Raw genomic sequence first — 13,329 nt, 5'->3', positions numbered from 1 at the left:
CCCCCGGGAGAGGGCTGGGCGGGCGGCGTTCCGATGAGGGTAGCTTTTGACCTTGGCTCTAAAAAAAACGGCGACCCTGAAGTCGCCGTTTTGTATCGAGCTTAAGCCTTACGCCGCACTAAACAACTTATGCGGATCAATCACAAACTTCTTCGGCACGCCCGTATCGAACTCGCCATACCTTCCAGCGCCTTATCAAGGCTGACCTACCCGCAAGACTTCAAATTCGCGAAACAACCCTAGGGCTGAGATCTTTTTAGGTCGTTAATTGCTTGTCATGCAAATCAATATTTCAAAAAGAACTAAACACCTGTCAGATCTGACAGGTGTTTAGCGATCCAGGCTGGAATAAGCTGCTGGTGTGTCAATTGTTCGAAGAAAGCGAGGTGCAACTAACGGTCATTCAACGGGAGATACGGTGATGGAAAAGCAACTCAGTCCGCGCGATCAACTGCTCGAATCAGATGTCCCGCCGATCATCTTTTGCATCAGCCCGGACGATCCGATCATTAAATACATCAAAGCGGGGCAGAAGGTTACTTATGATCTTGTGCGTGGTGATAACGGTCAATATTACGCAGTCGATATAAAACTGGCTCAGGACGAGGACTTTCTCAAGCATCCTCATTCTTCTGTTGTTTTGTAAATGTTTTCACCAATCAATCGAAGCGGGAAGCAAAGACATGGCAGGTAAAGAGAGAGGCACGGTCAAGTGGTTCAACGATGAAAAGGGGTTTGGTTTCATCACGCCGAAGAATGGCGGCGATGACCTCTTCGTTCATTTCAAAGCAATCAAGGCTGATGGGTTCAAGACTCTGAAGGAAGGACAATCCGTTAGTTACATTTCTGCTAAAGGGCAGAAAGGAATGCAAGCAGAAGAAGTTGAAATTGAGTAAAAGCGGAAGGAAATTCCCGCCCCCCATGAAAAACGGCGCCTCAATGGCGCCGTTTTCTATTGCGTAAAACCTTACGCCGCACTAAACAACTTATGCGGATCAATCACAAACTTCTTCGGCACACCCGCATCGAACTCGCCGTAACCTTCCGGCGCCTGATCCAGACTGATCACCTGCACCCCCACCACTTCGGCGATGTTGATGCGATCCCACATGATCGCCTGCATCAGTTGACGGTTGTACTTCATCACTGGGGTCTGGCCGGTGTGGAAGCTGTGCGACTTGGCCCAGCCCAGACCGAAGCGAATGCTCAGGCTGCCCATTTTTGCGGCAGCGTCCACCGCACCTGGATCTTCGGTGACGTACAGGCCTGGGATACCGATCTTGCCGGCCACACGCACCACGCCCATCAGCGAGTTGAGCACGGTGGCCGGCGCTTCGGCTTTTACGCCGTCGTGACCATGGCCGCGAGCTTCGAAACCAACACAGTCCACCGCGCAATCCACTTCCGGTTCACCCAGCAATGCGGCGATCTGTTCGTGCAGCGGCGTGTCCTTGGACAGGTCGACGATTTCAAAACCCTGCGCCTTGGCGTGGGCCAGGCGGATGGTGTTGACGTCGCCGATGATCACTACCGCAGCGCCGAGCAGACGTGCGGAAGCGGCAGCGGCCAGGCCGACCGGGCCAGCGCCGGCGATGTAAACAGTGCTGCCCGGGCCAACGCCCGCCGTCACTGCGCCGTGATAACCGGTCGGGAGGATGTCGGAGAGGCAGGTCAGGTCACGGATTTTCTCCATGGCCTTGTCGCGGTCCGGCAGTTTCAGCAGGTTGAAGTCAGCGTACGGCACCAGCACATATTCGGCCTGGCCACCGGTCCAGTCGCCCATGTCGACGTAACCGTAAGCGCCACCGGCACGGGCCGGGTTGACGGTCAGGCAGACGCCTGTGTGTTGCTCTTTGCAGGAACGGCAGCGCCCGCAAGCGACGTTGAACGGCACGGAAACCAGATCACCGATTTTCAGGTTTTCGACGTCGGAGCCTTTTTCGATCACCTCGCCGGTGATCTCGTGACCCAGCACCAGACCGGTCTGCGCCGTGGTACGGCCGCGCACCATGTGTTGGTCGGAGCCACAGATATTGGTGGAAACCACTTTGAGAATGACCCCGTGCTCGATCTTGCGACCGCGCGGGTCCTGCATTTTCGGATAGTCGATTTTCTGTACTTCGACCTTGCCAGCGCCGAGATACACCACACCACGATTGCCAGACATGCTTTCACCTCGCTGTTGTTTTTATGGAACCGCGTTGCCCAGGCAGGCAGCGCGTTGAGTGCTCGGGTACAGATGCTGTTTATGTGTTGCCTGTCAGGGCCTCATCGCTGGCAAGCCAGCTCCCACAGGGATTTGTGTCGTTTACAGAATCAAAATCCAACACCGAATCCTGTGGGAGCTGGCTTGCCAGCGATGGCGATCTAGAGAACGACCGTACGATTGGCGTTGAGAAACACCCTCCGCTCAATGTGATACCCAACCGCCCGCGCCAGCGTCAGGCCTTCAATATCGCGGCCCTTGGCAATCAGATCCTCAGGGTAATGACTGTGATCCACCGCCTCGACGCCCTGGGCAATGATTGGCCCTTCATCCAGATCGTTATTGATGTAATGCGCCGTCGCGCCGACCAGTTTCACGCCCTTGTTGTAGGCCTGGTGATAGGGCTTGGCGCCCTTGAAACCCGGCAGCAACGAGTGATGAATGTTGATCGCCTTGCCATCGAGCTTGCGGCACAGCTCCGGCGACAGCACCTGCATGTAGCGGGCGAGGATCACCAGTTCAGCGCCGGACTCTTCGATCACCTGCCACACCTGACGCTCCTGCGACGGCTTGTCGTTGGGGTCGAGGGGGAAATGGTAGTAGGGAATCTGGTGCCAGTCGGCCAGCGGTTTGAGGTCCGGGTGATTGGAGACCACCGCCGCCACGTCCATCGACAACTGGCCGATGCGCTGACGGTAGAGCAAGTCGTTAAGGCAGTGATCGGCTTTGGAAACCATGATCACCACTTTCGGCCGGTAGTTCGGCGCGGTCAGCTCGAAGATCATGCCGAAGGCCTGACCGCGTTCGGCTAAGCCTGCGCGGAAGGACTTTTCGTCGAAGCCGTCGGGCTGGCGGAATTCCACGCGAATGAAGAAACGCCCGGAGAGGCGGTCATCGAACGAGTGGTGCTCGGTGACGTAGCAGCCCTGCTCGAACAGAAAACGCGTGACCGCGTCCACCGTGCCGAGGACGCTGGGGCAGTCGGCGGTCAGAATCCATGTGTCTGGGGCGCGGCTCATGGTGCGGTGACTCCTGTTCTTGTGCGGGGTGTCAGGTTTTTCCCCTCACCCTAGCCCTCTCCCGGAGGTAGAGGGGACTGACCGAGGTGTTCGTTCAAGCTACGCCGACCTGAAAATCTGAAGGTGAATGCAGATCGCAAAAACACCCGAGATCGGCTCCCTTTCCCCCTCTCCCCCTTGGGGGAGAGGGCTGGGGTGAGGGGGTAAGCTTTTAGACTTGTACGCTCAACCCGTACTCAGCCGAAGCATCCTGCAACCACAACCACCAGTAATCCGAGAAGCTACGACGAATCAGCAGTTCCCAGGTGTCTTCGGCGGTATGGCGAATCATCAACTGCGATTTGGCGAACACCGTGCCGACCGCTTTACCGACCGGGAAGTTGTTCGGGTGCACGTCGTAGCTGGTGGATTTCATCAGCACCTGACGTACGTTCGGCCCGCTCAATTCGAGCACTTGCTGGCCGCCGCTGACGTTGACGATCGCGATGTGCAGATCACCCAGCGCTTCGCGCAGTTTTTGTTCGGCAGCGAATTCTTCACCGCTTGGCACGATCAGCAGCCACTCATCCGGGCCCATCCATTGCAGGCTGGTTTCACCCTTGACGATGACGCTGAGAGCGCCGGGCAGTTCGATACCCAAGGCTTTGTGCACGCCAGCGGCGAAGGCTGCATCGTGGCCATCACCACGGATGGTCAGGTGACCGAGGAGTTTCTTTTCCCGCACGATCACGCCGGCGTTCTTGCGGCCCTTGCCGACCAGGCTGGCGAGGTCGGCATGGTGCAGCGACGACTCGGCCTTGGCGCCAGTGGTCGGGCGTTGTTGGTAAACATTGGCTGTGGTCATAAAGCACCTTCCTGAATTCTTGATCGTTCCCACGCTCTGCGTGGGAATGCCGCCATGGACGCTCTGCGTCCGCTCTTGGGACGCAGAGCGTCCCGGGATGCATTCCCACGCAGAGCGTGGGAACGATCAGTGTCAGATGTTCTGGCGATCACCCTTCGGATCGAAGAACACCGAAGAAACAATCTCCGCCTCGATCACGCTGCCGTCGGCCAGCGGTGCAAACACCCGCTCACCGAGGCGCTTCAGACCGCCCTTGACCACACCCATGGCAAACGAATAACCGAGGGAGTTGTGCGCGTAGCTGGAAGTCACGTGGCCGACCATGGTCATCGGGATCGTCTGCTTGGTGTTGAACACCAGTTGCGCCCCTTCCGGCAGCCACACGTTCGGATCGATCGGCTTCAGACCGACCAGTTGCTTACGCTGATCCTTCACGCAGTCTTCACGGTTCATGCCACGCTGGCCGATCCACGAGAACGGTTTGGTGCGACCCACACACCAGCCCATGTTCAAGTCGTCCGGGGTCATCGAGCCGTCAGTGTCCTGACCGACAATGATGAAACCCTTCTCGGCACGCAGGACGTGCATGGTTTCAGTGCCGTACGGGGTCAGGTTGTATTGCTTGCCGGCCTCGACGATTTTCTCCAGCACGCCCATCGCGTAGTCGGCCTGGACGTTGACTTCGTACGACAGCTCACCGGTGAACGAGATACGGAACACCCGCGCCGGCACGCCGCCGACCAGACCTTCTTTCCAGGTCATGAACGGGAACGCTTCGTTGCTCAGATCAATGTCGGTCACGGCGCTGAGCAGCTTGCGGCTGTTCGGCCCGGACAGGGTCATGGTTGCCCAGTGGTCGGTGACGGAGGTGAAGTAGACCTTCATGTCCGGCCATTCGGTCTGGTGGTACAGCTCCAGCCACTGCAGCACGCGAGCCGCGCCGCCGGTGGTGGTGGTCATGACAAAATGGTTGTCGGCCAGGCACGCCGTCACACCGTCGTCGAAGACCATGCCGTCTTCTTTGCACATCAAACCGTAGCGAGCCTTGCCCACGTCGAGTTTGGTCCAGGCGTTGGTGTACACGCGGTTGAGGAACTCGCGGGCATCCGGGCCTTGGATGTCGATCTTGCCGAGGGTCGAGGCGTCGAGCAGGCCGACGCTGTCGCGCACGGCTTTGCATTCACGCTTCACCGCTGCATGCAGGTCTTCACCGTTTTTCGGGAAGTACCAAGGGCGCTTCCACTGACCGACGTCTTCAAACTCTGCGCCATTTTTCACATGCCAGGCATGCAGCGCGGTATGACGCACCGGCTCGAAGATGTGCCCACAGTGACGACCGGCCACGGCGCCGAAGGTCACCGGCGTGTAGTTCGGGCGGAACATCGTGGTGCCCATCTGCGGGATGGTCACGTTCAGCGAACGGGCGGCAATGGCCAGACCGTTGACGTTGCCGAGCTTGCCCTGATCGGTGCCGAAGCCCAGCGCGGTGTAGCGTTTGACGTGCTCGACCGACTCGAAACCTTCGCGGGTTGCCAGTTCGATCGCCGCAGCGGTTACGTCGTTTTGCAGGTCGACGAATTGCTTCGGCGCCCGTGCGGTGTTCTTTTCATGTGGCACCTGGAACAGCGCCAACGTCGGCTCTTCGTGACGGCTCAGGGCTTTCGGCAACACGCCTTCGACGGTCTGGAAACCGGCTTCAGCGGCAGCACGCACGCCACCTTCAAAACCGTCAGCCAGCGAATCGCCGAGACCGTAAACGCCGTTGATGCCACCGACGCACACGCGTTTCTGCGGCGCTTCGCCCGGTACAAAACCGAGGATGTCTTCGCGCCAGGTCGGCTTGCCACCGAGGTGCGAAGCCAAGTGAACAACTGGGCTGTAGCCGCCGGAGCTGGCAACCACATCACAGTCGAGCCACTCGCCAGGACTGGTCACGGCGTGCGCTTTAACATCAATCGCCGCCACGCGGGCAGCGGTCACGCGCTTGCTGCCACGGGCTTCGATCACGGCGCTGCCGGTGAGGATGCGAATACCTTTGGCTCGCGCTTCTTCTACAAGCGCACCACGCGGATTGCTGCGCGCGTCGGCGATGGCGACCACTTGCAGACTGGCGTCGAGCCAATCCAGAGCAACGCGATAAGCGTGATCGTTGTTGGTCGACAGCACCAGTTTCTTGCCCGGTGCTACGCCGTAGCGGCGCACGTAAGTCGACACCGCACCGGCAAGCATGTTGCCCGGCACGTCGTTGTTGCCGTAAACCAGCGGACGCTCGCAAGCACCGGTCGCCAGCACCACACGCTTGGCGCGGACACGGTGAATGCGCTGACGCACCTGACCGATCGGCGCACGGTCACCGAGGTGATCGGTGAGGCGTTCGTGAATGGTCAGGAAGTTGTGGTCGTGGTAACCGTTGACCGTGGCGCGCGGCAACAACAGCACGTCCGGGGTGTTCTTCAGTTCGGTGATGACGCTGGCGACCCAGTCCATCGCCGGTTTGCCGTCGAGGCTTTCGCGTGAGTCGAGCAGGCTGCCGCCGAACTCTTCCTGCTCATCGGCAAGAATCACTCGGGCACCGCTGCGCGCTGCGGCCAGGGCAGCGGCGAGACCGGCCGGGCCGGCGCCGACGATCAGCACGTCGCAGTGCTGGTTCATGTAGTCGTAGGTGTCCGGATCGACTTCGGTCGGCGAACGGCCGAGGCCGGCAGCCTTGCGAATGTACTTCTCGTAGGTCATCCAGAACGATTGCGGGTACATGAAGGTTTTGTAGTAGAACCCCGGCGGCATCAGCTTGCCGCCGACCTTGCCGAGAATGCCCATCATGTCGTTATTGACGCTCGGCCAGCCGTTGGTGCTGGTCGCGACCAAACCTTGATACAGCGCCTGTTGCGTGGCGCGCACGTTGGGAATCTGTGTGGCTTCGGTCGCACCGATCTGCAGCACCGCGTTCGGCTCTTCGGCGCCGGCAGCGAAGATCCCGCGAGGACGCGAGTACTTGAAGCTGCGGCCGATGATGTCGACGCCGTTGGCGATCAGTGCGGCGGCCAGCGAGTCACCCTCGAAGCCTTTGTAGCTCTGACCGTTGAAGGTGAAGCTCAGCACTTTGTTGCGGTCGATCCGTCCACCGTTGGACAGGCGATTGGTCTGGCTCATACCTTCTCTCCCAGCGCCGTCGTGGCTGTTTTCGCCGAATCAGCCTTGTCGGTGAATTGCGGCTTGGTGCCGATCTTGTAGGTTTCGAGAATCTCGTAGGTCACGGTGTCGCGGGTGACGTTGAAGTACTGACGGCAACCGGCGACGTGATCCCACAACTCGTGGTGCAGACCACGGGGGTTATCGCGGAAGAACATGTAGTCGCCCCACTCCTCGTCAGTGCAAGCGCCAGGGTCGAGCGGGCGCGGAATGTGCGCCTGACCGGATGCGTGGAATTCCTCTTCGGAGCGCAACTCGCCGCAGTGAGGACAGAAGATATGCAACATGGGGATTTCTCCTGTTAGTGGGCGACGGCAGCAGCGCCGTGTTCGTCGATGAGTGCGCCGTTGTGGAAACGGTCGATGGAAAACGGGGCGGCCAACGGGTGCATTTCACCCTTGGCCAGACTCGCGGCAAACACGTTGCCCGAGCCAGGTGTGGCCTTGAAGCCACCGGTGCCCCAACCGCAGTTGAAGAACATGTTCGGTACCGGGGTTTTCGAAATGATCGGGCAAGCGTCCGGGGTGGTGTCGACGATGCCGCCCCACTGGCGGTTCATGCGTACGCGCGACAACACCGGGAACATCTCGACGATCGCTTGAATGGTGTGTTCGATCACCGGGTACGAACCGCGCTGGCCGTAGCCGTTGTAGCCGTCGATACCGGCGCCGATCACCAGGTCGCCCTTGTCGGACTGGCTGATGTAACCGTGCACGGCGTTGGACATGATCACGCTGTCGATAATCGGTTTGATCGGCTCGGACACCAGCGCTTGCAGCGGGTGGGATTCGATCGGCAGACGGAAACCGGCCAGTTTGGCCATGTGCCCGGAGTTACCCGCAGTGACCACGCCGACGCGCTTGGCGCCGATGAAACCCTTGTTGGTTTCAACACCGATGCACACGCCGTTTTCCTTGCGGAAACCGATCACTTCGGTCTGCTGGATCAAGTCCACGCCCAAGGCGTCGGCGGCACGGGCAAAGCCCCAAGCCACGGCATCGTGACGGGCGACGCCGCCGCGACGCTGCACGGTCGCGCCCATCACCGGGTAGCGGGTGTTTTTCGAGCAGTCGAGGTACGGAATCTCGTCAGCGACTTGCTTGGCGTTGAGCAGTTCGCCATCAACGCCATTGAGGCGGTTGGCGCTGACCCGACGCTCGGAATCACGGATGTCCTGCAGGGTGTGGCACAGGTTGTAAACGCCACGCTGGGAGAACATCACGTTGTAGTTGAGATCCTGGGACAGGCCTTCCCACAATTTCATCGCGTGTTCGTAGAGGTGCGCCGACTCGTCCCACAGGTAGTTGGAGCGAACGATGGTGGTGTTGCGCGCGGTGTTACCGCCGCCCAGCCAGCCCTTCTCGACCACGGCGACGTTGGTGATGCCGTGCTCTTTCGCGAGGTAGTAAGCGGTCGCCAGACCGTGCCCGCCGCCGCCGACGATGACCACGTCGTAGACCTTCTTCGGCGTTGGCGTGCGCCACATGCGCTGCCAGTTTTCGTGGTGGCTGAGGGAGTGTTTGAAGAGGCCGAAGCCCGAATAGCGTTGCATAGTCAGTTACTCCAGAACACTCAGCGATAAACCGGGAAGTCTGCGCACAGGGCCGACACTTGCTGGGCAACATTGGCCTCGACATCGGCATCGCCGAGGTTGTCGAGGATGTCGCAGATCCAGCCAGCCAACACTTCGCACTGGGTCACCTTGAAACCGCGCGTAGTGACAGCCGGGGTGCCGATGCGCAGGCCCGAGGTCACGAACGGCGATTGCGGGTCGTTCGGCACGGCGTTCTTGTTGACGGTGATGTGTGCACGGCCAAGGGCGGCGTCGGCGTCTTTGCCGGTCAGGCCCTGACGGATCAGGCTGACCAGGAACAAATGATTGTCGGTGCCGCCGGACACTACATCGTAGCCACGTTTGATAAACACGCTGGCCATCGCCTGAGCGTTGTCGATCACTTGTTGCTGATAAGCCTTGAAGCCCGGCTCCAGCGCTTCTTTGAAGCACACGGCTTTACCGGCGATGACGTGCATCAGCGGGCCGCCCTGAGCGCCGGGGAACACCGCGGCGTTGAGCTTCTTCTCGATCTCTTCGTTGGACTTGGCCAGGATCAGCCCGCCCCGTGGACCGCGCAGGGTTTTGTGCGTGGTGGTGGTGACCACGTCGGCGTACGGCAGCGGGTTCGGGTACAGACCGGCAGCGACCAGACCGGCGACGTGGGCCATGTCGACGAATAGCAGCGCGCCGACTTTGTCAGCAATCTGACGGAAGCGCGGGAAGTCCAGAGTCTTCGAGTAAGCGGAGAAACCGGCGACGATCATTTTTGGCTTGGATTCGACGGCCAGACGCTCGACTTCGTCGTAATCGATCAGCCCGGTGTCGGTGTTGATGCCGTACTGCACGGCGTTGTAGAGCTTGCCCGAGGACGACACTTTGGCGCCGTGGGTCAGGTGACCGCCGTGGGCCAGGCTCATGCCGAGGATGGTGTCGCCTGGCTGGATCAGCGCCAAGTACACGGCGCTGTTGGCCGAAGAACCGGAATGCGGCTGGACGTTGGCGTAATCGGCGCCGAACAGTTGCTTGGCGCGTTCGATGGCCAGCGCTTCAACTTTATCCACATGCTCGCAGCCACCGTAGTAGCGCTTGCCCGGGTAGCCTTCGGCGTATTTGTTGGTCAGGCCGCTGCCTTGCGCTTGCATGACGCGTTTGCTGGTGTAGTTCTCCGACGCGATCAGCTCGATGTGATCTTCCTGACGTTGCTCCTCGGCATTCATCGCCGCCAGCAGTGCATCGTCGTAACCCTGGATCTGGTCTTGCTTGCTGAACATCGCGTCTCTCCCAGCGGCATCTGTGCGCCATTCGTCTCGGTAAGGCACTGGCAATGAAGGCAGTGCCCTTTGATGCCGATGGTATGACCGGCGCAGACAGCTCAAATGCCTGCGCGCGCCACGCAAAGGTGCGTTTACGACATGGCCGGAAATGCGTTTTCCAGACTCGATCTCGAAAACACTGGAGAACCCTGTGGGAGCTGGCTTGCCAGCGATGGCGGCAGGTCAGTTGGCATTGACGTTGGCTGACCCACCGCTATCGCTGGCAAGCCAGCTCCCACAGGGTCATGCGGCAACTTGGCGGATAAGTAGTAGCAGGAGGAAATGTGTGGGGTAGAGGGCGTAAGCCCAACGGCGCATGGGGGGTGGCTGGAGATGTCGTGCATGTCGCAACAGGAACATTCCGAGCATGGGCGCAAACAGACAGGTGGCAATGCCAAGAATGGCGACGCTGCTACCGAACCTTGCAGAGTCGTAAAGCACTTGCCATTGATTCGCTGCGAGACAAATCAATCCCGGCACCAAGCTGAAGTACCACGGGCGGCGAAATACCAGCAGCATCGCCAGCGGCAGCAAAACGCCGAAGAACCCGAACATCAGTCGCTCCGGAAAAACAGCGGCCAGCACCAGCGCCGCAACGCCCAGCAATCGCGACATGATCGAGGGATCCTGCCACCCCCGCGCCACCAGCAACCCCAGCGCCAGCGTCGGCATCACATTCAACGTATCGGGCTCAGGAATGTACAACCGGTAAGGAATTTCACTCACCGCACTGAACAGCAACAACCAGCCCAGGTAGCGCCATTCCGTCTTCTGCGAACCATCACGCGCCAGATTCGCCGCCATCGCCAGACAAAACCACGGAAACGCCAACCGTCCTGGCACATACAGCCAATCGACGGAAAAGCCGATATATCGCAGGTGATCGAACAACATGCTCAGCAGCGCCAGCCACTTGAGCAGATCCAGTGCGCCGTCGCGTTTGCTCAGGTGCATAATCGTCCTACAAACTGGTAATTTCCTGAACGTGACATCCCGTGTGCTCCCCGGAAGATCTTCGGTAAAGTGCGCACCCTCATTGACCACGAGCCTTCACAAGAGTCTCGACCACGGAAGCCGGCCATGACCGACAAGAGCCAACAATTCGCCAGCGACAACTATTCCGGAATCTGCCCTGAAGCCTGGGCTGCAATGGAACAGGCCAACCACGGCCACCAACGCGCTTATGGCGACGATGAATGGACCGCTCGCGCGGCCGACCATTTCCGCCAATTGTTCGAAACCGACTGCGAAGTGTTCTTCGCCTTCAACGGCACCGCCGCCAACTCGCTGGCCCTGTCGTCGCTGTGCCAGAGTTACCACAGCGTGATCTGCTCGGAAACCGCCCACGTCGAAACCGACGAATGCGGCGCCCCGGAATTCTTCTCCAACGGCTCGAAACTGCTGATCGCCGGAACCGAAAACGGCAAGATCACCCCGCAATCGATCCGCGAAGTCGCGCTCAAGCGCCAGGACATTCACTACCCGAAACCGCGTGTGGTCACGCTGACCCAAGCCACCGAAGTCGGCAGCGTCTACACCCCGGAAGAAGTCCGCGCCATCAGCGCCACTTGCAAAGAGCTGGGCCTGCACCTGCACATGGACGGCGCGCGCTTCTCCAACGCCTGCGCCTTCCTCGGCTGCTCGCCAGCCGATCTGACCTGGAAGGCCGGTGTTGATGTGCTGTGCTTCGGCGGCACGAAAAACGGCATGGCCGTGGGTGAAGCGATTCTGTTCTTCAACCACAAACTGGCCGAAGACTTCGATTACCGCTGCAAACAGGCCGGGCAACTGGCGTCGAAAATGCGCTTCCTCTCGGCACCGTGGGTCGGCATCCTCGAAAACGACGCCTGGCTGAAATACGCCCGCCACGCCAACCACTGCGCGCAGCTGCTGGCTGAACTGGTCAGCGACATTCCCGGCGTCGAACTGATGTTCCCGGTGCAGGCCAACGGCGTGTTCCTGCAACTGTCCGAGCCGGCCATCGCCGCGCTGACCGCGAAGAACTGGCGCTTCTACACCTTCATCGGCAAGGGCGGCGCACGCTTCATGTGTTCCTGGGACACCGAAGAAGAACGCGTCCGCGAACTGGCCCGCGACATCCGCGAAGTCATGTCCGCCTGACCTGACGCTACCCCCTCCCCCTGTAGGAGCTGCCGAAGGCTGCGATCTTTTGATCTTGAAAAACAAAATCAAAAGATCGCAGCCTTCGGCAGCTCCTACACAGGTTGTGCTTCTGCCTGGTCTACATTGTCTGTCGAGCCCTCCGCTCACATAACAATAAGCAGGAGCATCGGCATGTCGTTACAAGGCAAAACCCTGTTCATCACCGGCGCCAGCCGTGGCATTGGTCGTGAGATTGCGCTGCGTGCCGCGAAGGACGGGGCCAACATAGTGATTGCGGCGAAAAGTGCCGAACCCCACGCCAAGTTGCCCGGGACCATTCACAGCGTCGCGGCTGAAGTCGAGGCGGCTGGCGGTAAGGCTTTGGCGCTGCAAGTGGACGTGCGTGATGAAGACGCGGTGCGTCAGGCACTTGCCCAGGCCAACGAGCACTTCGGCGGCATCGATGCATTGGTGAACAACGCCGGGGCTATCAAGCTCACGGGTGTGCAGCACATCGAACTCAAGCGTTTCGACCTGATGCACCAGATCAACACCCGCGCGGTGTTGCTGTGCAGTCAGGCCGCCCTGCCCTACCTGAAGAAATCCGCCGGGCACATTCTCAATCTGTCGCCGCCACTGAATCTGGCGAGCAAGTGGTTTGCGCAGTTCAGTCCGTACACCGTGACCAAGTACGGCATGAGCATGCTGACGCTGGGAATGAGCGAGGAATTTGCCAGTTACGGGATCAGCGTCAATTCGTTGTGGCCGCAGACGATGATTGCCACGGCGGCGATCGAGTTTCAGCTGGGTAATCGGGAGTCGTTCAAGAAGGCGCGTCTGCCTTCGATCATGGCGGATGCGGCGCATGTGATTCTGGATAGCAGCGGGCGGCAGATTACCGGGCGGTTGTTGATTGATGAGGAGATTTTGCGTGAGAACGGTGTGGCGGAGTTTGATCATTATCGGTTTGATCGGGAAAGCGAGGCGGCGTTGATGCCGGATTTGTTTGTTGACTGAAATAGCCCCTCACCCTAGCCCTCTCCCAAAGGGAGAGGGGACTGATCGGGGGATATTTGAGAATTACGCCGACGTGAAACTAC

The 13,329-nt window shown here is 59.7% G+C and carries 12 protein-coding genes and 1 pseudogene; 4 read left to right on the top strand and 9 right to left on the bottom strand.

Going from position 1 to position 13,329, the window contains the following annotated elements:
- Positions 1-108: 108 nt before the first annotated feature.
- Positions 109-180: pseudogene (locus PMI23_RS30270) on the bottom strand (hypothetical protein); the annotation flags it as partial.
- Positions 181-421: 241 nt separating this feature from the next.
- Between PMI23_RS30270 and PMI23_RS06835 the strand changes: the two are divergent.
- Both PMI23_RS06835 and PMI23_RS06830 read left to right on the top strand, forming a co-directional pair.
- Positions 422-646 carry a hypothetical protein gene (locus tag PMI23_RS06835; RefSeq protein WP_007909992.1) on the top strand — a complete coding sequence of 75 codons (225 nt, stop codon included), beginning with the start codon at positions 422-424 and terminating at the stop codon, positions 644-646.
- 37 nt (positions 647-683) lie between these two features.
- Positions 684-896: a cold-shock protein gene (locus tag PMI23_RS06830; RefSeq protein WP_007909991.1), complete on the top strand. Its 213-nt coding sequence runs from the start codon at positions 684-686 to the stop codon at positions 894-896.
- A gap of 71 nt (positions 897-967) precedes the next feature.
- On the opposite strand, the gene fdhA is transcribed toward PMI23_RS06830, so the two are convergent.
- The 8 genes from fdhA to PMI23_RS06790 form a co-directional block, all read right to left on the bottom strand.
- Positions 968-2,167, bottom strand: coding sequence for a formaldehyde dehydrogenase, glutathione-independent (fdhA, locus tag PMI23_RS06825; RefSeq protein WP_007909990.1), 1,200 nt, complete (start codon positions 2,165-2,167; stop codon positions 968-970).
- A 200-nt stretch (positions 2,168-2,367) separates the two neighbouring features.
- Positions 2,368-3,225, bottom strand: coding sequence for a formyltetrahydrofolate deformylase (gene purU, locus PMI23_RS06820; RefSeq protein ID WP_007909989.1), 858 nt, complete (start codon positions 3,223-3,225; stop codon positions 2,368-2,370).
- Between the two features lie 211 nt (positions 3,226-3,436).
- Positions 3,437-4,069, bottom strand: coding sequence for a sarcosine oxidase subunit gamma (locus PMI23_RS06815; RefSeq protein WP_007913127.1), 633 nt, complete (start codon positions 4,067-4,069; stop codon positions 3,437-3,439).
- 132 nt (positions 4,070-4,201) lie between these two features.
- Positions 4,202-7,219 (bottom strand): sarcosine oxidase subunit alpha, encoded by a 3,018-nt coding sequence (locus PMI23_RS06810; RefSeq protein ID WP_007913126.1) that lies wholly within the window; start codon positions 7,217-7,219, stop codon positions 4,202-4,204.
- Positions 7,216-7,545, bottom strand: coding sequence for a sarcosine oxidase subunit delta (locus PMI23_RS06805; protein ID WP_007913119.1), 330 nt, complete (start codon positions 7,543-7,545; stop codon positions 7,216-7,218). Before PMI23_RS06805 ends, PMI23_RS06810 begins: the two co-directional genes overlap by 4 nt.
- 14 nt (positions 7,546-7,559) lie before the next feature.
- Entirely contained in the window at positions 7,560-8,810 is a 1,251-nt protein-coding gene (locus PMI23_RS06800; protein ID WP_003206307.1) for a sarcosine oxidase subunit beta, read from the bottom strand.
- A gap of 20 nt (positions 8,811-8,830) precedes the next feature.
- Positions 8,831-10,084 (bottom strand): serine hydroxymethyltransferase, encoded by a 1,254-nt coding sequence (locus PMI23_RS06795; protein WP_007913117.1) that lies wholly within the window; start codon positions 10,082-10,084, stop codon positions 8,831-8,833.
- 285 nt (positions 10,085-10,369) lie between these two features.
- Positions 10,370-11,080, bottom strand: coding sequence for a TraX family protein (locus tag PMI23_RS06790; protein WP_007913116.1), 711 nt, complete (start codon positions 11,078-11,080; stop codon positions 10,370-10,372).
- A 126-nt stretch (positions 11,081-11,206) separates the two neighbouring features.
- On the opposite strand from PMI23_RS06790, the gene PMI23_RS06785 reads away from it, so the two are divergent.
- Both PMI23_RS06785 and PMI23_RS06780 read left to right on the top strand, forming a co-directional pair.
- Complete coding sequence (locus PMI23_RS06785) at positions 11,207-12,247, top strand: threonine aldolase family protein (RefSeq protein ID WP_007913115.1); 1,041 nt, start codon at positions 11,207-11,209, stop codon at positions 12,245-12,247.
- Positions 12,248-12,421: 174 nt separating this feature from the next.
- Positions 12,422-13,246: an SDR family oxidoreductase gene (locus PMI23_RS06780; protein ID WP_007911225.1), complete on the top strand. Its 825-nt coding sequence runs from the start codon at positions 12,422-12,424 to the stop codon at positions 13,244-13,246.
- Positions 13,247-13,329: the final 83 nt, after the last annotated feature.

This window comes from Pseudomonas sp. GM24 (assembly GCF_000282235.1).
Classification (GTDB): domain Bacteria; phylum Pseudomonadota; class Gammaproteobacteria; order Pseudomonadales; family Pseudomonadaceae; genus Aquipseudomonas.
This window is presented reverse-complemented; position numbering and strand designations above follow the sequence as displayed.